General features: G+C 54.6%; 16 protein-coding genes and 1 tRNA gene. 13 read left to right on the top strand and 4 right to left on the bottom strand.

Annotated elements, in window-relative coordinates; all coding sequences use genetic code 11:
* Positions 1-73: 73 nt before the first annotated feature.
* Genes HMPREF0576_RS08800 through HMPREF0576_RS08810 form a run of 3 tightly spaced genes read left to right on the top strand, consistent with a single transcriptional unit; the run spans position 74 to position 2872 of the window.
* Positions 74-451, top strand: coding sequence for a cold-shock protein (locus tag HMPREF0576_RS08800; protein ID WP_004008511.1), 378 nt, complete (start codon positions 74-76; stop codon positions 449-451).
* A gap of 52 nt (positions 452-503) precedes the next feature.
* Entirely contained in the window at positions 504-1322 is an 819-nt protein-coding gene (locus HMPREF0576_RS08805) for a DUF3027 domain-containing protein (protein WP_004008015.1), read from the top strand.
* Positions 1323-1375: 53 nt separating this feature from the next.
* Positions 1376-2872, top strand: coding sequence for an NCS2 family permease (locus HMPREF0576_RS08810; RefSeq protein WP_004011529.1), 1497 nt, complete (start codon positions 1376-1378; stop codon positions 2870-2872).
* A 63-nt stretch (positions 2873-2935) separates the two neighbouring features.
* Here the strand turns inward: HMPREF0576_RS08810 and serC are convergent, their stop codons facing one another.
* Positions 2936-4060 carry a phosphoserine transaminase gene (serC, locus tag HMPREF0576_RS08815; protein ID WP_004011530.1) on the bottom strand — a complete coding sequence of 375 codons (1125 nt, stop codon included), beginning with the start codon at positions 4058-4060 and terminating at the stop codon, positions 2936-2938.
* A gap of 221 nt (positions 4061-4281) precedes the next feature.
* On the opposite strand from serC, the gene HMPREF0576_RS08820 reads away from it, so the two are divergent.
* From HMPREF0576_RS08820 to HMPREF0576_RS08830, 3 genes are all read left to right on the top strand, one after another.
* Entirely contained in the window at positions 4282-4995 is a 714-nt protein-coding gene (locus HMPREF0576_RS08820; protein ID WP_004011531.1) for a metal-dependent transcriptional regulator, read from the top strand.
* Between the two features lie 156 nt (positions 4996-5151).
* Positions 5152-5907 (top strand): C40 family peptidase, encoded by a 756-nt coding sequence (locus HMPREF0576_RS08825; RefSeq protein WP_245527401.1) that lies wholly within the window; start codon positions 5152-5154, stop codon positions 5905-5907.
* A gap of 118 nt (positions 5908-6025) precedes the next feature.
* Positions 6026-6098: transfer RNA gene (locus HMPREF0576_RS08830), tRNA-Arg, on the top strand.
* Positions 6099-6104: 6 nt separating this feature from the next.
* On the opposite strand, the gene HMPREF0576_RS08835 is transcribed toward HMPREF0576_RS08830, so the two are convergent.
* The gene (locus tag HMPREF0576_RS08835) at positions 6105-10739 is read right to left on the bottom strand and encodes an acyl-CoA dehydratase activase-related protein (protein WP_004011533.1); all 4635 of its coding nucleotides are present in this window, start codon (positions 10737-10739) and stop codon (positions 6105-6107) included.
* Positions 10740-10916: 177 nt separating this feature from the next.
* Here HMPREF0576_RS08835 and HMPREF0576_RS08840 point away from each other — a divergent pair, with 177 nt between their 5' ends.
* From HMPREF0576_RS08840 to HMPREF0576_RS08850, 3 genes are all read left to right on the top strand, one after another.
* Positions 10917-11543 carry a TetR/AcrR family transcriptional regulator gene (locus HMPREF0576_RS08840; protein ID WP_245527402.1) on the top strand — a complete coding sequence of 209 codons (627 nt, stop codon included), beginning with the start codon at positions 10917-10919 and terminating at the stop codon, positions 11541-11543.
* 92 nt (positions 11544-11635) lie between these two features.
* On the top strand, positions 11636-15862 hold the full coding sequence (locus tag HMPREF0576_RS08845; RefSeq protein ID WP_004011535.1) for a hypothetical protein: 4227 nt from the start codon (positions 11636-11638) through the stop codon (positions 15860-15862).
* A gap of 8 nt (positions 15863-15870) precedes the next feature.
* The gene (locus tag HMPREF0576_RS08850; protein WP_245527403.1) at positions 15871-16128 is read left to right on the top strand and encodes a hypothetical protein; all 258 of its coding nucleotides are present in this window, start codon (positions 15871-15873) and stop codon (positions 16126-16128) included.
* Positions 16129-16140: 12 nt separating this feature from the next.
* Here HMPREF0576_RS08850 and HMPREF0576_RS08855 read toward each other — a convergent pair whose 3' ends face one another.
* Positions 16141-16737, bottom strand: coding sequence for an SAF domain-containing protein (locus HMPREF0576_RS08855; RefSeq protein WP_004008024.1), 597 nt, complete (start codon positions 16735-16737; stop codon positions 16141-16143).
* 138 nt (positions 16738-16875) lie between these two features.
* On the bottom strand, positions 16876-17523 hold the full coding sequence (locus tag HMPREF0576_RS08860; RefSeq protein WP_004008025.1) for a 5-formyltetrahydrofolate cyclo-ligase: 648 nt from the start codon (positions 17521-17523) through the stop codon (positions 16876-16878).
* A 76-nt stretch (positions 17524-17599) separates the two neighbouring features.
* Between HMPREF0576_RS08860 and HMPREF0576_RS08865 the strand changes: the two genes are divergently transcribed.
* From HMPREF0576_RS08865 to HMPREF0576_RS08880, 4 genes are all read left to right on the top strand, one after another.
* Positions 17600-18532 carry a UTP--glucose-1-phosphate uridylyltransferase gene (locus HMPREF0576_RS08865; RefSeq protein ID WP_004011537.1) on the top strand — a complete coding sequence of 311 codons (933 nt, stop codon included), beginning with the start codon at positions 17600-17602 and terminating at the stop codon, positions 18530-18532.
* 3 nt (positions 18533-18535) lie between these two features.
* Entirely contained in the window at positions 18536-19732 is a 1197-nt protein-coding gene (locus HMPREF0576_RS08870; RefSeq protein ID WP_004011538.1) for a molybdopterin molybdotransferase MoeA, read from the top strand.
* Positions 19733-19742: 10 nt separating this feature from the next.
* The gene (locus tag HMPREF0576_RS08875; RefSeq protein ID WP_004011539.1) at positions 19743-20438 is read left to right on the top strand and encodes a GNAT family N-acetyltransferase; all 696 of its coding nucleotides are present in this window, start codon (positions 19743-19745) and stop codon (positions 20436-20438) included.
* Between the two features lie 72 nt (positions 20439-20510).
* Complete coding sequence (locus HMPREF0576_RS08880; protein WP_245527414.1) at positions 20511-21689, top strand: hypothetical protein; 1179 nt, start codon at positions 20511-20513, stop codon at positions 21687-21689.
* The last annotated feature ends 71 nt before the right edge of the window (positions 21690-21760 follow it).

A 21760-nucleotide genomic window follows, 5' to 3' on the forward strand; every position in this document is an offset into this window, starting at 1 on the left:
GGTTGGGTTGAGAACTTTGCCGAAATCGTTAGATTTACGCGGTAAGTGAACCAAGATTTACAGAGGAGGACAAGTGCCGAGCGGGAAAGTGAAATGGTACGACGCTGTCAAAGGCTTTGGTTTTGTAGCTGGAGCCGACGGTGAAGAGGTATTTCTCCATGCCTCGGCTCTGCCTGAGAACGTGGTGGACCTGCACCCCGGTACCAAGGTTGAATACTCGGTGGTTGACGGCAAACGTGGTCGTCAAGCCATGAATGTAACCGTAGTTGAAAAACTTCCCTCCGTAGCGAAAGCGCAACGTAAAAAAGCTGCTGATATGGTGCCTATTGTGGAGGATCTCATCCGGATTCTCGACGATGCCTCCGGAAGTTTGCGACGGGGGAAATATCCCGAGAACGGGAAACAAATTGCCAAGATGCTGAAAATCGTGGCGCAGTCTTTCGAAGCATGAGCACCTCCAGAATGAATGAACTAAACCAAGAAGTGACACGAAGGAGCTTTTGATGGCTCAAAAACAAACCCAGGCTACCAAGCCTGCGGAGACTTTGGAGCTTGACTCCGTACTAGCAAAACAGTCTGACCTGGCTCGTAACGCCCTAAAATCCATCACGAAAGACACCGAAGTGGGGGAGCACCTGCGGGTGGAAGCCACTGGTCAACGGTTGGTGACGCATTTTTTCCAGTGTCTGAAACCGGGATATAAAGGTTGGGTCTGGGCTGTCAGCCTGACCCGAGTTCCACACGGACGGATTGGGACAGTGTGCGAAACGGACCTGTTGCCGGCTGAAGGTGCCTTGCTGGCACCCCCGTGGATACCCTGGTCAGAGCGGTTGGAGCCCGGTGACTTGGGGCGAAAAGACCGCACTCCCTACAATCCCGACGATCCGAACCTTGACCAAGGATACGAAGCCACCGGGCAAGACGCTGACCAGCTGGCTCTGTGGGAATTGGGACTGGGACGCAAGCGGGTCCTGAACCGTGAGGGGCGCAATGCGGCGGTAAAACGCTGGCTGCGTGATGTACATTCGCGTACCGAGCTGGATCGCCACGGTAACCCGCCGGAAGACCCGTGCTCTACCTGCGGTTACCTTTGGAAAATCAGCGGTTCACTCCGGCTGGAATTTGGCTTGTGCACCAATGCGTGGAGCCCTGACGACGGACACGTAGTGGCGATGGACCACACTTGTGGGGCACACTCCGAAACTGATGCGGATTTGACCCCCAGTACGTTACCGGTAGGACGGACCTTCCTGGATGACAAATCTTTGCAGGAACTCGATCCGGATGAGATTACCCTTTCGGGACAAACCGCGGATGCCTAAGCCTGTGACGTTGCGTTTTGGTTTATCCTCACGGAAACAGCTAGCGTTAAGCAGTGAGCAACAATACAACAAAAACTGCAAACAAATCCGCAAAGAAAACCGCTAAGAGTTCCGCCCGCACCAGCGGCGGAATCGCAGGTTTTTTTGAACTCTCCGAGCGTAAATCTTCCGTAAGGCAAGAAATCCGCGGCGGTCTGGTGACCTTCTTCGCGATGGCTTACATCCTGGTCGTCAACCCCTCCATCCTGATTGCCGCAGCTGGCGCAGGTGGAGCTGAAAATGTCACCCCTGCCTCTATCGCGGCTGGAACTGCCCTGGTCGGAGGCTTGATGACCATTCTGATGGGGTTGGTAGCAAACTTCCCCCTGGCTCTGGCGGCTGGCATGGGACTGAATGCGATGGTGTCATTTACCCTGGTGCTTGGTCCTTTCGGGCTGTCCTTTGGCGAAGCGATGGGGCTTATCTTTTGGGAGGGCGTTGTCATCACGCTGCTGGTGGTCACCGGTTTCCGTGAAGCTGTCTTTAATGCCGTTCCCAGCCAGCTGAAAGTCGCCATCTCGGTCGGTATTGGTCTGTTTATCGCGCTGGTTGGTCTCATCAACGCGGGAGTCGTGCGTCCCGGCGGGACACCTGTTCAGCTTGGCATCGGTGGATCCTTTGCCGGCTGGCCGATGGTGGTATTCCTAGTCGGTTTCGTGGTGATTTTGGTCCTCTACATTCGCAAGGTTCAGGCTGCCATCCTCATTGGGATTGTGGTGTCCTCCGTTTTGGCGGTCATTCTCCAAGCAATTTTGAAAATCCCGCTGATGACTGACCAGACCGGCAAGGTCGTCAACGAAACTGGCTGGACCAAGAACGTCCCTGCTTTGCAGGGCTCGCCCGTGCAGCTTCCTGATTTTGCCACTTTCGGTCAGATTGACTTTTTCGGGGCGTTCACGAAGCTTCCGGTTATCTCAGTGCTACTGCTGATTTTCTCCCTGATGCTGGCAGACTTCTTTGACACGATGGGCACTATGGTTGGTGTCGGCGCAGCCGGCGGTTTGCTTGATGAGAAAGGCAACCCGCCGCGTACCTTCCAAATCCTGCTGATTGATTCTCTGGCGGCTATGGCTGGCGGTTTGGGCGGTGTGTCTTCGAACACGTCCTATGTGGAGTCAACCTCCGGCGTCGGTGCTGGAGCCCGTACCGGTTTGTCCTCCGTCGTAGTGGGGCTGTGTTTCTTGCTGTCCATGTTCTTTGCCCCGCTGGTAGAGCTGGTGCCGGCAGAAGCCTCGTCGACCGCCTTGGTCTTTGTGGGATTCTTAATGATGACTCAGGTGGCAGACATTGATTGGAAGAATGCTGAAAATGCAATTCCGGCATTCTTGACTATTGCCATGATGCCTTTCTCATACTCGATTACTGCCGGTATCGGGTTTGGCTGCGTCGCTTTCATCATCATGAAGTTGGCGCGCGGTAAGTTGAAAGAGATTCACCCCTTGATGTGGGTCGTGGGTCTCTTGTTCGTTGTCTACTTTGCTCTGGGACCCATTCAGGCGTTGATTTCCTAACGAAGTTTCCCAGCAAAAGACCCGGTCAAGGCATTGACCGGGTCTTTTGAGATTTCGGATTGTTTAGAGGCGCTCGATGACGTAGTCGAGACAAGCTAGCAGTGCTGCCGTGTCGGCAGGGTCAGTAGAGGGGAAAGTACCGATGCGAAGTTGGTTGCGTCCCACGGCACGGTAGGGGCTGAGGTCAACAATACCGTTGGCGCGCAAAACCTGGAGCAGGACCGCGGTATCCACAGAAGCATCGAATTCGATGGTGGAAACAACCGGGGAGCGTTTTACCGGGTCGGCAACGAAGGGAGCGGCGAAAGGCTTCGCTTGCGCCCAGGCATAAATCGCTTCTGAACTGGCGTAAACCCGCTGGTGTGCGTCCCGGAGTCCGCCGAGACTAGCTAACCATTGCAGTTGAGAATGTAGCAGCTCTAAAGTGGCAATGGCGGGCGTATTCAAAGTCTGATTCTTGACAGAATTTGCCACCGCAGTTTTCAAATTCAAAATCGCGGGGATCCAGCGGTCCGCAGACGGCGCGTCGGCGATTTCACTGGCGCGTTCTACCGCTTGTGGTGAAAGGAAAGCGAACCACAGCCCGCCATCTGACCCCAGAGCCTTTTGCAGAGAAAAGTAGTAGGCGTCAGTCTGAGTTAAATCGACGGGCACAGCGCCGGAAATGGAAGTCGCGTCAATCAACACCAACTGATCCGCGTGACCCACGCGTTTCACGGGAGCTATCGCCCCGGTTGAAGTTTCTTGCTGCGGCCAGGCGTAAACGTCTGCTTGTTCGGAAAGCTGCGGGAGGGTGGAGTCCCCTAACTCGGCTTTGGTGATTAGTGATTCCTGCAAGAAAGGTGCGCCAGAAGTCTCTTTGGCGAACTTTTCCCCAAAAGAACCAAAGACGGCATGAGAGGCGCGGTGTCTCACTAAAGATGCGGTGGCAACGGCCCAGAAAGTGGTGGCTCCGCCATTGCCGAGGGTTACCGTGTAATCGGTGGGAACCTCAAAAAGTTCACGCATCCGCGAGATACAGTCGGCTACCAGATTCTTTACCGGGGGCTGCCGATGAGAAGTTCCCATGAGAGTCGAACGCCCCAAGCAATCTAACTGCTCACGACGAATCAGGGTGGGACCACAGCCAAAACGACCGTCCTTAGGTAAAAGTTCGGTAGGAATCTTTAGGTTCGCATATTCACTCACATTTCGATTATGCCATCACCCCCAACTGGTCGAACAATCTGCATCAGCCCGCCCCAGGACCCTTGTGCAGAAAATATGCGGATACCGGGGAAACAGACTGAGGAAGGAACCCGGCTGGAGAGATGCCCGAAAGTTGAGATTTTTGATAAGTTAGAGAGTGTTCTCGGCGGTGTAGAACCTGACTGTTGCTGAGAAGTCACGATGCAGAAAGAATCACGCGAATGAGCGAAATGGTCGATACCACGGAAATGTATCTGAAAGTCATCTACGAGATGATGGAAGACGGAGTGGCTCCACTGCGAGCGCGAATCGTGGAGAGATTAGGGCATTCCGGACCGACGGTCAGCCAGACCATCTCCCGTATGGAGCGCGATGAGCTGTTGAGTCTGGAAGACGACCGAAAAATTTCGTTGACTGAACAGGGGATGCGCGCAGCCACTGAGGTCATTCGCAAACATCGGCTAGCGGAACGTCTCTTGACTGACGTGATTGGTTTGCCTTGGTACGAGGTTCACGATGAAGCCTGCCGGTGGGAACACGTCATGAGTGAAAAGGTCGAGTCTCTACTGTTGACACTGCTGAAAATGCCGGAATGTGATCCCTACGGTAATCCGATACCCCGCCGAGTGAAGAACTACAAGAACTTTGACCCTACTGTTGAAGGATCTACTCTGGATTCTTTCTGGCGTCGCCACCCTGACGGAGGAACGGTACAGATTGGGAGAATCGGAGAGCCGGTCCAGGCTTGCGAGGGCGTTCTTAAGAAATTAAGTGAAGCCAAATTGTTACCTGGTTCTAAGGCTACACTCAGGTTTGATGACAACGCTGAAGCTGCCGCACTTTTCCCTGAAAATGCAGGCAAAAGTGGAGAAAAAGACGTGCCGGTCGTGGCGATTCCGCGTGACCTCTTCAAGCATTTTTTCATAAAGCTATAGGTAAAAAGTGCCCAATTCTTGTCAAAAGAGCCGGGAATTGTTATCCAAATGTGACATTTGAATTTCTTTGGTGTAGTGTTAGGAACACGTTCTGGGGACGGGTTGTGCCGTTCGGAATCTGAACTTGAAATCAGGCCTTCAAGGAAAGGGACAAGGTTGGCTAACACCACTTCTCGGGCTCGGCATCGTGCTGCCACTAAGCCCGTTACACCTTTGGATTCTCTGAAAACCATTGACGCAAAGAAGGGCTTCGTAGCCGCAGCCTCCGCCGGTTTGGCGTTGGGCACCGTTTGGGCAGGTTCAGCTATTGCTGCTCCCGAGGGCACAGATGCCCCTTCTCAGGTCAAAGTACCGGTCTCTGCCCAGGTGGGCGACGCTGTTGCACAGGCACACCTCGCGGTTGCTGCCAACCCGGTAGTCACCGCCCCGGAGAACGTGGCGTGGACCGAGGGTCAAGTTGAGGTGCCGGCGCAGCAGCAACAGGAGCAAGCGCAGAGCACTAACAATCAGGGAACCGCTGCTCGCAGCACCCACCGCGCCGCAGTTTCTGCCGCTCCGATTTCCATTCCCGCTAATATTGCCGGCGGTTCTATCGCGGACATTGCCCTGCGTTACCAGGGCGTGCCCTACGTTTATGGCGGAACTACTCCTAACGGCTTTGATTGCTCCGGTTTCGTTGGTTACGTATACAACCAAGCAGGGATTGCCCTGCCGCGTACTTCGTGGGCACAAGGTGCTTCCGGTAAGCATGTTTCCGCCGGGGAAGCCCAAGCAGGCGATATCGTCTACTATGGCGGTCACGTTGGTGTCTACCTCGGTGAAGGCAAGATGGTGCACTCCCCACGACCTGGTGAGTCCGTGAGGGTTCAACAAGTTTACGGCAACCCTGAATACGTGCGCATCGGACAGTAACTTTCAGACTTGGGCGAGTGGAGTCGGGAATTCGGCTCCACTCGCTTTTTATTGCTACCAGTCTGCTGTGGAGAGAGTTTTAAAAACGCACTGAAAACACAGTAGACTTGATGACGTTGCCCTCGTAGCTCAGTGGATAGAGCAACCGCCTCCTAAGCGGTAGGTCGGCCGTTCGAATCGGCTCGGGGGCACTTCGTTTAATCTTGGTCGGGCAGAGTCGGCATTCCCAGCAGCAATGGCTGGTTCGGATTGGAACAACAGCTAGTGGGAGAGTCAGCCACCGAGATTTCGGGTAGATCCGCGCCTAGCTTACTAAAGTCCAAATCACGCCCAGCGTTGATTTTTGCAGTCGAAATCATGAGTTTAATCCGATTCAGCTGGTTCACTGCCGAAGCTCCAGGGTCGTAATCAATTCCGACGATATTTGCCTGGGGATAACGGTTGCGCAACGGTCGAAACATGCCCTTGCCGACGATGTGGTTAGGCAGGCAGGCGAAGGGCTGCACACAAATGATATTCGGGCAGCCACTTTCAATCATGTCCACCATCTCAGAAACTAAATACCAACCTTCTCCCGCCTGGTTGCCCATGGACGCGATGTCTTGGGAACGCTCATACATATCCATAATGTTGTGGGAAGGCAGGAATTTGCCGTTGGTGGCTGACATCGCCTTGTTCACCGTTGCGGTGTATCGGCGCAAAAGCCACAGTGCCAGTGGTTTCGTGAACCGGGCGAGGGGGTTTATCCCCAGGTGCTCCCAGTCCCATTTACCGTCTGCAAGCGTGTATTCAAAGAATTGCAGCAGACCGGGCAAGACCGCTTCGCAGCCTTCGTCTTCGATGGTTTGTACCGCATGGTTATTGGCGTAGGGATGGAATTTGACCAGTATTTCTCCGACGATTCCGACCCGCGGCTTGCGGGCAATGTTCCGCAGGGGAAGGGCATCAAATTCACGTACGCATATCTTCGTGAGCTTGGCATAGCTGACACGTCCGAAACCGTCGACTCGTTTTCCGCTCGAAGCAAACCAGTCGCGCCACAACGCGTTCCAGCGCTCATAAAGAGCCAGCGCCGAGCCTGGATCCGCCTCGTAGGGTCGGACTCGCAGCAGCATCTTTTGAATAGCGTCGCCGATGACCAAGGCTTGAATAATTCGATGATAAATCGGAATCGTGAACTTAAATCCGGGGTTTTCTTCCAGTCCTTGCAGGGACATGGCAATGACCGGGACCTGCGGGTATCCGGCATCTCGCAATCCCTTACGCAGCAGCGAAGCATAGTTTGTCGCCCTACACATCCCGCCGGTCTGGCTCATGGCTACGGCAGTTTTATCCGGGTTGGCTCGTCCGGAAACAAATTCGTCGATGAGCTGCCCCAGCACCACCAGCGAGGGGTAGCAGGCATCGTTATTGATGTACTTGAGCCCAGTCTCCATGGTTTGCGCGTCGACAGTCTCCAGCAGCCGAATGTTGTACCCTTTGCGTTTCAGGATTGGCTCTGCCAGACGAAATTGGATGGTCGCCATCTGCGGCACCAGAATGGTATAGCCGGCATCTCGCATCTCTTTTGTGAAGGGGTGTGCCTCGTAGACATGACCCGCAGGGTTCTTGCCGGCACTATGGAGTACGGATAGGGGACTGGGCACTCCCTCTGGGCGGGTAGAGCTGGCAGGGAAGGTAGCCACGGTCGCTGAGGTGAGAGCTTCACCAGCGACCTGATGATGGTTCTCAGCAGTCTCGGGGGAGGAGTTGGGTAGAAAACTCACGTTGACAGTGCCGGTACTGTCTACGTTCGCGCTGCCGGTCAGACCGGCGACACTGATGTTGCCGTCCGGGCGTTTAGAGCGTCCTGTGCGCTCGATAGCGGCCGCGGCCAGGGAACGTAGACGAATGGTTGCTGCTCCTAGGTTTGAGACCTCGTCAATCTTGAGTTGGGTATAGATGTCGTTTTGGCCTTCCAGGATTTCTTGTACCTGTTCTGCGGTGACGGCATCGAGACCACAACCAAACGAGGTCAGCTGCACCAGCTCTAAATCTGGTTCCGAGGAAACTCGGGCGGCAGCCTCGTACAAGCGAGAGTGATAAGTCCACTGGTCGCGCACCCGCAGCGGGCGTTCCAGATGTCCGTCAGCGATAGAGTCCTCCGTCAGCACCGCCATGCCCAAGCTGACAATTGCCTCGGGAATTCCGTGATTGATTTCCGGATCCAAGTGGTAGGGACGACCCGCTAGGACCACACCGCGTTTGCCATGCGCGCGCATCCATTCCAGGGCCAGACGACCCTGCTGACGAATCTCGTCTTTGACTCTCGCGTCCTCGGCGTAGCCGGCGTGAACCGCGGCGGTGACCTCCTCAATAGTGACATTCCAGTCAGCAAATACTTCAGTCAGACGTTTTGCCACAAATTCTGGATTCGCCAGGTTTAAGAACGGTGAGATGAAACGAACTCCGGGGGCATCAAGACCTTCCACGTTGTGACGTAGCGCTTCGGGATAGGTGGCGACGACCGGACAATTGAAATGATTGTCTGCCTGGAGATTACGGGGTGTGTTGTAGCTCACGCAGGGGTAGAAAATTGTTTGTATCCCTTTTTCTAGTAGCTGCTCAATATGCCCGTGGGCCAGTTTTGCCGGATAGCAGGTATTTTCCGAGGGAATTGATTCCATTCCCTGTTCAAACAGATCGTGGGAGGACCGTCCCGAAATCATGACGCGAAAACCCAGCTGGCTCAAAATTGTGAACCACAGCGGATAATCCTCATACATTCCCAAAACGCGAGGAATGCCGATATCCCCGCGAGTGGCTTTGTCTTCGGTCAGCCGACGATAGGCGAACAGCCGGCGATATTTCCAGTCATAGAGGTTTGGAACCTCGGACTTTTGAGGTCGTTTTTCCAAGCTAGCGCCGCGTTCACAACGGTTGCCGGTGACATGGCGGGATCCGTTAGCGAAGGTAGAAATCGTCACCTGGCAGTGGTTTTGGCAAAAGTTGCAGGTTTTATGGGTGGTTTCAACATCGAAGGCATCCAAATCCGCCAAGCTTGCCAGAGTGGATTCTGCGGTGGGGTCATCGTGCATTTTGGCGCTCAAGGCCGCCCCGTAGGCTCCCATCAGACCGGCGATATTGGGTCTAATCACCTCACGTTTCGTCAGTAACTCGAACGCCCGCAATACGGCATCGTTCAGGAAAGTACCTCCCTGCACCACAACCTTGTCACCCAAATCTGAAGGGTCTTTTAGCTTGATGACTTTATACAGAGCGTTACGTACTACCGAATACGACAGCCCCGCGGCGATAGCCCCGGTATCGGCGCCTTCTTTTTGGGCTTGTTTGACCGAAGAATTCATAAACACGGTACACCGGGTTCCTAAATCTATCGGATTGGGGCTCTGCACCGCGGCGGCAGCAAACTCCTGTACCGTGGTACTCATTGTGGCGGCAAACGTTTGCAAGAACGAACCGCAGCCGGAAGAACACGCTTCGTTGACTGAAATCGAGTCGACACTGCCGTCCTTAATCTTGATGAATTTCATGTCCTGGCCGCCGATGTCCACCACCGAAGTTACCCCCGGAGCGATACGGTTTGCCGCCCGATAGTGAGCCATAGTTTCCACGACTCCTTCGTCCAGACTCAGCCCGGTCTTTATCAGGCCTTCACCGTAACCGGTAGCGCAAGCGCGTCCGATAGTGGTGTCTGCTGGAAGTTCCTGGTGAATTTGGCGGATAATCTCGATGGCCGCTCGGAGGGGATTCCCTTCATTCGTGGCGTAATGAGAGAAAACTATGCGGTCTGTCTCGTCGATAACTACCGCTTTGATGGTGGTGGAACCGGCGTCAATCCCCAGCCAACAACGACCTTGCGCTTCATTCGGGTCCAGGGACTGGATGCAATCGCGCCGGTGGCGCTGACGGAACTCCGCCAGCTCGGCATCGTTTTTGAATAGGGGGCGCATCCGGGTCGATTCATGGATGACTTTAGCCTGTTTCAGGCGGTCAATCAGGACTTTCAGGCTTTCCGGGGTGGCAGCTGGACCACCCGCGCCTCCTCCGTCTGCCAACAAAGCACTGCCTAAGGCTACAAAGAGTTGCGCGTCGGGGGGCGTGTAAAAGTTTTCGACTTTTGGTAGCAGCTTTTGGTAAGCCTGGCGCAGCTCCGGCAGGAAATGGAGCGGTCCGCCGAGGAACATGACCTGACCACGAAGAGGGCGACCGTTAGCGAGACCCGCAATGGTTTGCGTGGCTACAGCTATGAACACAGAGGCCGCAATGTCTGCGTGGGCGGCGCCCTGGTTCAACAACGGTTGAATGTCGGATTTTGCAAAAACGCCGCAGCGTGAAGCTATGGGGTAAATGGTCTGGGATTGTGCCGCAAGTCTGTTCATTCCCTCGGCATCGGTGTCCAGCAGGGTCGCCATTTGGTCGATGAATGCCCCGGTTCCGCCCGCACAAGACCCGTTCATTCGCTGTTCGGGAGTCGGATGCAGATAGGTCAGTTTCGCGTCTTCCCCGCCCAGTTCGATGATGACGTCAGTTTGCGGGCTGTGTTGACGCACAGCTTCGGTTTCTGCAATGACTTCCTGAACAAAGGGAACCCGCATAGAGTTCGCGATTTGCAGACCGCCCGAGCCGGTGACTGCGGTTTGGACGGTAACGTCACCCAAATCGATGAGGACATCTTCCAAAAGCTGGGTTAGCTCACGGCGAACATCTGCTTTGTGTCGGCGGTAGTCGGCAAAGACTTTTTGTCCTTGAGCGTTGAGGGCTACCGCCTTTACCGTGGTGGAACCCACATCGACTCCGAGGCGGATGATGTTCGCGGCACTAACACTCATACGATGGGCCTCAATTCATTTCCTTGCCGTGCTTGCTAGGAACCTATCGAGACAACCGAGAAATTTTAACGTGTTGAAATTAGAATAATATAAAATGCGAAATACTTGAGTTCACCTCGAAAACAGGTGGAGAGTTGGCGGAATCGTTATTGAAACTTGAACAAATAATTAAGTAACGTGAGGTTTGTTAAATTGGTCAAGAGTGCGAATTTAGTCCGGAGAGGTCCTTCGGGACCGCGAGGAGAAACGCGAGAAAGAATCCTGACAGCAGCCCATGCGGCATTTACCGAACTGGACTATAAACACGCTACCTACCGCGAAATTGCTCGCCGTGCCGGAGTGGATCCGGCGCTCATCGCGTATTACTTTCGTTCCAAGGCTCATCTGTTGCGAGAATCGCTGGCTTTGCCGGGAGATCCCAAGCAATTGATGACAGCGGCGTTGGTGGAGGGTCCTCCAGAAGAAACCGGACACCGTTTGGCTGCCACCATTTTGAATACTTGGGAACAAGCCGCTACGGCGGGAACTCTGGAGACGTTGTTTAACCTGCTGCTGCAAGATTCGGCAACCCAGCAGACCTTTGCGAACTATGTGGAAAATCAAATTATGGCCAGCATTAAGGAACAAGTCGGGACAGATTTGGATTTGGCCATAGAGCTGATGTTGAGTGCGATTCTGGGGGTTTTGCTATCTCGCTATGTGGTAAAGCTGGAGCCTCTCGCCTCTATGAGTCGTGAAGACCTGATTGCAGTGCTGGGAACGGTGATTCAGCGCCTGCTGGGGCAGCTGGAAACTGTGGGGTAATCCGGGTTGTGAGTTCCCATTTCCTCCGCTAGATTCACCCACTTTTGGCGCGCCATCGCTGAATTGTGCCATATTTCACCTATCGTGGATATGTGGAAGAAGATTTGGAACAGCCGGTACAAAACCCCGGAGAAAGTGCGGCAAATTCCGAGCCCGCTTCCTCTGCGCGCGATGATGCTGCCACCGAAGTCCTACAGTCTGTAGCAGTCGATTCGGTTCAGGAGCGTCTGACGCGGTGGGCTGAAGAAGCCTCGGCTTCGCCGGGAGCTCAGGGGCTACGTGACCTCGATACTCTGCAGAACCTTCTTGATTTGACGGGGGCGCATCCGGCGGGAATAGCTCAGTTGTATGGTGGTCGACTGACAAAATTATCTTCATTACTGCGTGACAACACTGTCTTGGGAGCCGCTCGGGCAGTGATGAGGAAACTAGACGCGGAAAAGAAATCCTCAGTAGCGCGCAGCGGGCTGTACCCCACCAATCTGGTGATTGGGGTAGCTAATTGGACACAATTGCCCCCTTTTAAAGAATCTGAACGAGGCACTCGCCCCGAACTCAGTCATTTCAAACTGGAAAAATTTAATCTGCCGGTTCTGATGCGTCCGCTGGAGCTGGAGGCGATTGACGGAGACTACACCTTAAAAATGGGCGGGTCCGTCGTGATAAATCCGGTTCTGGTGAAAGCATTTCGTGACCGTCATATCGATTGCAATCCCGAAGCCATAATCGCCGCGAGCTTAGAAGACGGTCGCCTGAACGTGACCCCAGCTCTGGAAGCGATTCGCCGAGCGGGACAAGACTTTATACCAGGATTTGATCTCAAAGAAAATTTGCTGGTTGCCAATCTGGGAGTCTCCAGTGCGGTACTCAGCTCAGATTGGGATGCTATCCTCCCGATGGCTGGCAAGAATCCACTGGTCAGAGCCTTCGCCGGAGATAAATCGGCAGCTGCTGAGCTCTTGGAACCATTGCCGGAGACCAGCCCGGCAGACCGGGATCCGGATTTGGAACGCGGCATCGGAGACTTGGACGTGAGCCAAGCCCGAGTTGTGGAATTGATTGCCAGCGGACGTTCTATTTTCGTCGATGTTCCTCCGGGAGCGCCCGGTGCCTCTACCGTACAAGCAATCCTGGCAGATTGCGGGGCCAGCGGGAAACACGTTTGCTACGTACCGGGAGGGCGCCGAATTGGTAGAGTCACAGTGGACGGTATGCAAAAGACCGGATTGGGCAGTTTCGTATTGGACCTAACCGGGGCTAGTGAGTGGCTCAGCGGGCTCCGCGACCAACTGTTGAACGAAGACACCGCTTATCCACAGCCGCCAGTACCGGTGACCGAATTGGGTGACGCTCACGAAAGGCTGCGGCAAACCCGAGACAAACTGAGCGCTTACACCCAGCGTTTACATGTGGTACGTGAACCGTGGGGAGTTTCCGCCTATGCGGCGTTGCAAGCCCTTGCGGATTTAACCAGTGCGCAGCCGGGGCCGCGCACGAAAGTGAAACTGGAACTTGCCGATGACGAGCATTCCAGCAAAGAGGGACGCGAACGGGCTCGGGAGCTGCTGACCCGAGCTCAGGATGCCGGTCTCCTTGAGCCGGAATTGCAGGAATCCCCCTGGAAAGGCGTGGTTCTTTCGACCGAATCAGATGCCCAGGATGCCATCGAAAAGATTCATGCGCTGGCAGACGGTCGTCTGGAAACTCTGCATCAGGAACTGGAACGAGTCAGTGAAGAAACTGGATTGGTTCTCCCCTCAACCCTGAACGCCTGGAAAGAACAACTGGGAATGCTGGAGGGAGTGGCGCGCTCCTTAGATATTTTCCAACCCGAGATATTTGCGCATTCAGCAGCGGATATGGTCATCGCTACTGCCAGCCGCAAATGGCGGCAAGAGCGCTCCTTACCGATGAAAGGCAAGGACAAGCGAACCCTGATAAAGCAAGCTAAAGATGCGTTGCGTCCGGGGGTTGCACCTCAAGATTTGCACGCTGAACTGGTACGAGTCCAAAGTTTTCGTGACCTGTGGCGTCGTCACGCGCTGCCGGGCGCTTGGCCACGAATTCCACAAGAATTTGAGGCGGTACGGGAACTGTCGGCGCAGGTGTTCGCCGAAGTCGCGGCGCTAGCCCCCATTCTCAGCCAAGTCACCTCCCCCGAAGGGACGAAACCTGAGGAGGTGCCGCTGTCCGACCTTTTGAATTTAGTAAAATCCTTGGACAAAACGACTGACCAGGCATTGCGACTGCCCCGGCAAGTGCAGCTGCTAAAGGAACTGAAAGAGTCCGGTTTGGGACCGCTTCTCGATGATTTACGTGCGCGGCGAGTTCCTGCTGATTTAGCTTTAGCAGAACTTGATTTGGCATGGTGGTCAGCCATCTTGCTAAAGATTCTGCAGAGCGATTCGGTCCTGGCAGGTATCGATGGGGCAGCTATGCACGAATTGGCAGATACCCTGCGTTCCTTGGATTTGGCGCAAATTGAATCGCTACCGTACCCCGTGTCCCGAGCTATGCACGAACTTGCCAATCAAGCACGTCAAGCCCAGGCTTCGACCGCTGAGGTCTTGCAATCCGTACTCGAGTGCGGGGATACGGCGGCGCTGTCTGATTTTCAAAGTTTTGCTCCCCTAATTCGCCAACTGCGTCCCGTCTGGGCACTTTCGCCGTACCTGCTGGCTCAGATTTATGGAAGTTCCACAATCGAAGTTTTAGTGTTGGATCATCTGGATTTTATGAGCTTATCTCAGGTGATTCCGCTCATCGCGCGGGCAAAGCAGCTGGTAGTGCTCGGCGATTCACGGCGTGGCTGGACTGGATTCACTCAGCTTGCCGCAAAAGTCCTGCCGGTAGTTTCGCTGCGCTGCGATTTGGGCGAGCTTTCTGAGCAGGTTGCCTTGTTCTTGGCGAGTCACGGTTACGGTGCGTCTGTGTCGCCCGTACCGTCTCCGCGCCCGGCTTCGCTGGTGAAACTTCACGTGATAAGCGATTCAGAATCTCATCTGGCGCGGGATGGCTCACCGGTAATTTCACGAGGCGAAATTTCACGCGTGGTGGAGTTGATTTTGGATCATGCTCTGAACCGTGCCTCGCAATCCCTGGCGGTAGTCTGTTTGAACCCCAGGGGAGTGACGCGAATTCGTTCTGCCTTGAACGATGCTTTGGTAAAAGTACCGCAGGCGCAGGATTTTTTTCACAAGGGGAGTGGACGGGAGCCTTTCGTCATCGTCGATTCCGCAGCGGCGACCGGGCTGCGCCGAGACGTAGTGATTATGAGTTTGGGTATGTCCAAGACTCCGCACGGGCGCGTGCAGTTGAATTTTGGTCCAGTTTCTGGTCCTTCCGGAGTTGCCCACGTGGTCGGTTGCCTGGAAGTGGTGCGTCAACGACTCGAAATCGTCAGTGCGTTTAGAGCCAATGAGGTTGACGTGTCCAAGATTAGTGAGCCGGGGGCTCGGATGCTGGTGGATTTGTTGGATTCCGCCGATAACCCAGAAGGCATGGAACGGGCTCTCACGACCCCGGAATCTTTTGAATCCGAACCGGACCGCCTGCTGGTGGATTTAGCGGAGCGTCTGTGGCGGGCAGGTCTGACAGTAGTGCCTCGCTTCGGATTCAAAGACGGAATTCAGATTCCCCTGGCGATTGGTTCTGCTGAACTGCCCAGTGAGCTGCTGGTAGCAGTTTTGACCGACGACGACACTTACGTGAGAGAACCTTCCTTGCGCAGACGGGAGAGGCTCTGGCCCGCCCGATTAGAAGCGGCTGGTTGGAAAGTCATCACCTGTTACACCATGGAAGTTTTTGCGAACCCTGCCGCGCAGGCGGCAAAGGTCCGACACGCGGTGGAAACGGCTTTGACTAGCCGAAAAGATGCGCTTTCGGTTCCCCTCATCGCGGCTCCGCAAATCGAAGTTCCTGAAGAATCAAGTCGTCCTAAAACTGTACTGAATAGTACAGAATCGCCCGCAGCGGAATCTGTTGCGCCCCGAAACTCCGAGGAGACCCCTGCTGAGGATAACGCCAACACTAACCCCGAGGACCGGGAGTCAGAAGAAAAAAATCCCGCTGCCCCGAATTTGCGCGTGGTTGGAGCTGCCCGTGGTCCGCGACCTCCGGTCGCAAAAGGACTGCCTTTGGCGGCTTATGGGGATGACCAGCTAGATGAACTGTTGGAATGGATTCAATCCGACGGGGTGGAACGTAGCGAGGATCAGCAGGTGAACGAATTGCGGGAAACCTTAGAACTTTCGCGTCGCGGCGCTCAAGTCGACGCCGTGCTACGTCATGTAGTCCGTAGGCGTAACGCGGCCTTGTGAGGAAAATGATGGAACAGAACAAACCTACGCCACGAGACATTTTTGCTGCCCAAAAGGTCGAGCCTGAACCGAAAAAGGAACGTCAGCGGATTCGCCGTCACCGTCGTGCCACCTATATCTCCCAGCTAGACGAAGGCAAGGACAACCCCTTTGCGATTCCTGGCGGTGGAAGTGTGGAGATGCCCCCGGAAACGCCGGACGAAATCGACGAATCCAACGACAAGCGACTGCAAAATGACATTCCCCCGCATTTTGGAAAGTTGTAGCCGCGGAATTCGCTACCTGCGCACTACGAAGCTAAGGTCATGGTCGGTCTTGGCAGCGATGACTCGACGGGCTTCGTCCTCTGGTGCTGCCAAGTAAGCGATAGAGGCAGAGTTTCCGGTCCCCAAAAAATTCTCCGAGACAGCCTTTACGCCGACCACTCTGGCGTTGGAAGCTAACAGTTGCCCATCCACGTTTCCCCCGGAACACCAAATTTCTACCGACTGCCCGGTCTTGGAAAATCCTGCCACCGCGGGATCGCTAACTTCGATAGCGAAGGCAACTTCTCCGGTTCGCAGATCCTCCACCGCGTTTTCTACCAGCAATGCTGGTTGCAGTACCGTTCCCGAAGTCAGACTCACCGCAGCAGTCTTCCCGATGACACGGTCAGCTTTTTGAAAGTGATCCTGGGGAACAGCGGAGGGGGCGAGGGCGGAAAGCCTCACGTCCTGGGCAGTGATTTCGCAGCCTGCACACACTTCGTGTTTGACTACCACCACGGTGGCGGCTGCTTTTTCAGGTAAAAAGAGCGTCACCGCAACGAACACTGCCAAGATAGCCAGTCCTGCGGCGAGGGGATAACGCCAATTCCAAAAACGATTTATGGTCATGAGCCCACGCTAGGAAGAACGCAGACATTACGCCACTACCGTGGCTACCTACCTGTGGAAAACCCAATCTTCACCACCCTTGTGGAAAACTCTCAGAATTTCAGTAAAAGAGCAGTTCAAGGGAGTAATATGGGGGAATTAAGCGGGCAAAATTCCGGACTTTTGAAACTCAGAATCTTTCAATTTGAAACAGCAGGAGGGCGTTAACACGCCGGTTACCGGAATGTCGTATTGGTCCGTGGGGAGGATTAGTTCCCGCTGCAATTCATGGGTGTAGCACATCGCGTAGATAGGGGTTTGTTTCTTAACATAAGGTAGAGCTCGGTCATACCAGCCACCGCCTTGACCCAAGCGATTTCCTTGTCTATCTACTGCCAGAGCAGGGGTGATGACCAAATCCACTGCGGCTAGGGCGGAGGAGTCTAAAGCGTCCCCGCTAGGTTCCATCGGTCGGTTTGGCGATCGGTTGGCTAAATCGTCGCGACCGGCATAAAAAGCCCAGTCACGGTTTAGCTTGGAACCAAGCTTTGGCACCAACAGCCGCTTTCCTTGTTGATAAAGCGCCTCAATCAAATCCAAGGTGGGAGGCTCTTTCTTAACTGAGACGTAGCAGGCGATGGTGTGAAAATCGGCGGCGAACTCCAGCACTCGATCCCTTATATCCTGACCAGCTTTTGAAACCTGGCTGTCACTGAGTCGGTCTCTGGCTCCGCGAATGAGTTGCCTTAACTGTTGCTTAGCGTCTTCGGGTTCCTGCCCACGCAAATCAGGTAGGTTTAGCTCCATCTCATGCACCTTAACATTGTGCCTTATTTACGTTGATTTATCTTGTTATTGCACCAAGATAGATTAGGCTTGATTTATGAGTTTAGAAGTTAGGTGCTCCGTCATCCCTGCTGCCGGGAAGGGAACCCGGATGTATCCTCTGACCAAATCGGTCCCCAAAGAGCTGTTTCCCCTAGTGGATCGACCGGTAATTATGACCGTGATTGATGAGGCTCTCCAGTGTGGGATTGAGCAGTTTCACGTGGTGACCAGTCCACGAAAGGCAACTCTGGGAGATTTTTTTACCGATACCGGCGACGAGTCTGATTCGCAGGATTTGCCCTTGCCCCAGGTTGATTTGGTGATGCAGGAACAGGCTAAGGGGCTTGGTCATGCCGTTCTGCAGGCTCGTGATTCTGTCGGGGAACAGCCTTTTGTGGTGCAGCTTCCGGATGATTTGTACCACCCGGAAGATCCCTTGCTGCAAACGATGCTGGATGTGCACGCGATAACCGGAGGGTGTGTGGTAGCCCTGATGAAGGTTAGTGTGGCGGAAGCGAAACTTTACAGCTCCGCACGGGTCGAGTCGGTTGACTTGGGAGCGGCAGCAGCGGGACACGAAGTGTTCAAATTGGCTGACATTATTGAGAAACCGGATGCGAATCAGGTTCGTTCGTCTTACGCCTTGATGGGACGTTACGTGTTGAGTCCTCGCATTTTTGAAATTTTGGAACGTACTGCTCCGGGGCGCAATAACGAGATTCAGCTTACTGATGCGCTCGCGACTTTTGCTGAAATTCCTGCTCATGAGGGAGGCGGAGTGTGGGGAGTTGTCTCCCAGGGACGCCACTTCGACACCGGCAATTTGACGGGATACTTGCAGGCGCAAATGGAGCTTTCCCTGGAGAACCCCGATTTCGGTGCTGAGCTTCGGAAATTTATGCGGGGCTTAGTCGGCACTGATGAATCAACAGTGGTCAAAACTCCTCCGGGGAAATGTCGCGAATCAGGTCAGAAAGGCAGGCGCTGACTGATGCGTTCTGTGGGAGAACATCTGAATCTGTGCCTGCTGGCAGCTGAGCCGTTGCCGGAACTGGCGGTACCCCTGGAAGATGCTGTGGGTTGTGTGTTAGCGGCGGACATTATTGCCGATTCCAGCCTGCCTGCAACTGACTTGGCTGGGGGGGACGGCTACGCGGTCCGTGCTCAGGATGTGGTCCACAGTCCCGCAATCTTGCCTGTTACCGCGGATATTCAAGCGGGAGATACCGTGTGGGCCCGATTGGTGCCAGGCAGCGCAATTCGGATTGCTTCGGGGGCTCCGCTGCCCCCTGGAGCTGATGCGGTTGTCCCGGTGGAATCAACAGACATGGGGATTTCCCAGGTGACAGTCAACCAGCCGGCGTCCCCAGGGTCCGATGCAATGGTTATTCCCAGCGGTATTGATGTCCCTAGCGGTGCGACGGTACTGCGTGCCGGTCAGCGTTTAGACGCGCAAAAAATCGCTTTATTAGCGGCTTTGGGCAAGGGGCGAGTGCGGGTGCATCCGCGAGTTCGCGTCGTGATTTTGAGTATTGGTGATGAACTCGTTGAGCCGGGAGCCCATAGTGAACCGGGTCAGGTTAATGACGCGAATGGTCATAGCTTGGCGGCGGCTGCCGAGGAAGTTGACGCGAAAACTTTTCGGGTGATGGTCACCGATGAGCGGGCGCGATTGCGCGAAACTATTGAAGACCAACTGGTGCGTGCTGACGTGATTGTCACTACCGGAGGTCTGTCCTATGGTCCGGCAGATACTGTGAAGGACGTACTCACTCCTTTAGGCGCCGTGCGCTTTGACAATGTGGCGATTGCACCGGGGCGTCAGTTGGGTGTCGGCAAGCTGGGGGAGGTTCCGATTTATTGCTTGCCAGGTAATCCGGTGGCTGCCCAAGTTGCCTTTGAAACTTTTGTGCGTCCAGCGTTACGAAAGATGGCAGGTTGGTCGAACTTGTACCGTACTTCGGTGTCCGCAAAAATGTCACGAGGTTGGGTTTCTCCCGCAGAACGCCGCGAGTTCGTCCCGGTGATTCTGACCGGAAAGCCGGGAGAATATCGCGGGGAAGTGTTGGGTTCGCATCCGCAGGCTCGCCTCGCAGCTTTGGCTTTAGCCAATGCATTTGCGGTGGTGCCGGAGGATGTTACTGAGGTCAAACCGCAGCAAACTTTACACTGCATGGTTTTGGAATGAGCGTTACAAAATGCGTAATTTGCGAGGAGAAACGGTTTACCCCGGCTCGTTTCGGCGAGTCATCATCCGGGAGGAAGACCTGAAACAACGGGGTCTACAGACAGATTTCGATTGGCTGGAAGTACGCCAGTTGAAAGGGCGAGATTTCTTAGCCATCGAAAAGCTGCGAATGGCGGACCGGTCTTGGTTGGCACCCTGGGAAGCTGGAGCGCCACCAGGGCTGGGACATCCGGTCAGCATCGACGAATTCGTGAAAGATGCCGCGCGCACCGCACGTCTGGGACAGGGATTGTATTTCGGCATCGTTGCAGAAGGGCGTCTGGCTGGTCAGATTTCGCTTAGTTCCGTACATCGTGGGGCAGAGATGAGTGCTGCCCTGGGCTATTGGATTAATTCCCGCTTTGCCGGTCGGGGGCTGACTCCACTGGCTCTAGCTATGGTCATCGATTGGATTTTCGCGTCCTACGGTCTGCACCGGTTAGAAGTGAACATTCGACCGGAAAACCGCCCTTCGTTGCGTGTTGTGGAAAAACTCGGGTTGCGCTATGAGGGATTGCGCCAGCGTTTTCTCTACATTGATGGGGCGTGGCGAGATCATAGTTCCTTCGCGATTACCACGGAAGAATGGCATCCTGGCGACATGGTGGCGAGGCTGGAGACGACGCTCGAGACAACGCGTCAGCACGATAATTCGCCGTCAAAATAATTAGCGAGGTACTGTTAAAACAGTTATTGGTGTGACAACTGTTAACTGCTGAGAATTCTGCTGTTGGTCAAAATGTCCCATTCCGAGAGGCATCCGGAGTGGCGCAACCCTTTTGTACCAGCCGGTCGTTATTTTGGTTTTGTGGGTATCTCTGCATGGATTCTGTTAGGTCTGACATTGGTGGTCACCGTGGTACTTTTACCGCAGGTGGCAAAATCGCGACGGCTGATGGGACAAGCCCGAAACGATGATCGTTTTTCGGATGGAGTGCGGCTCTTGGACCTGGACCAACAGGCGCAGCGACCGCATTCTGTAGAGGTTGCGCTGCATAAAAACCAAGGTAAGCTCGGGCTCGCAGCGACTCGCCCCATTAAAATGGCTCAGGATTTGAGAACCTACACAGAGATAAAAGCCAACCGCGCAGCGGCAGCTTCCAATCGGGTTACTTCAGCTCGTCGGCGTGCCGGGCTGCTGGGAGCTATGGTGCTTGCCTTGATTATAGTTGGTGCGTTTGCAGCCACCGGTTTCCTCGCTTGGTGGGTGATGGTAGCTCCTGTGATGGGTATAGGGGCAACCATTTCGTGGGGAGTTATTGCGGCGAAGCACGGTCGCGAACAAGATCGTCAATTCCAGCAGTCCATTCGGGCTTTGGAAAAGCGTTTGGCGCAAAGCCCTGCGGGAAGAGCTGCATTGCAGTCCGTCGGAATGCGCGGAGCTAAGCAGTGGGCTAAAGTTGCGGCGACTTCGCTAGCGGGAGGAAAACAAATGCCTGGCACTCTAGCGCAAGCCGTGCGGATAGCTAATGAAGCAGCGCCTACCGCGGCAGTGAGCATAACTGCGGAAACAGACCGGCCGGCAGATATGAAACGTTCGGTACAGAAATCTGCTGACGTCGAAGTGCCGGAAAAGGTAGCAAAGGTAAACTCCCGCGGCGACAAACAGATTACCTCTGAGAAAGCTCCAAACTCTGAACTCGTAGAAAAACCCACTAAAACCGCGTCTGAACCCGCTGTGAAAAAGTGGAATCCTGCAGACTTGCCGACTCCGTCTTACACGCTTAAGACCGGAGCGATACGCCAGGTGGTTGTGGAACAAGACTTCCGAGCTGATTGGCAATATGCACCAGTACCGATGCGTCCGCAAACTGCTCAGATTCTGCCCGCCGGTGAGGCTCTGAGCGCTGAAGATATTAGCGTTGCGCCGGTGGATTTGGAAAGCATTCTCGAGCGACGCCGCGCCAGCGGAGATTGAGGCGAATGCTCGGTTTGTTCCTGGCATTCTGACACGACATCGACGGGGCGGCGAGGAAAATTGGAAGTTAG

The sequence above is a fragment of the Mobiluncus holmesii ATCC 35242 genome (assembly GCF_000185445.1).
In the GTDB taxonomy this organism is placed as follows: Bacteria; Actinomycetota; Actinomycetes; order Actinomycetales; family Actinomycetaceae; genus Mobiluncus; species Mobiluncus curtisii.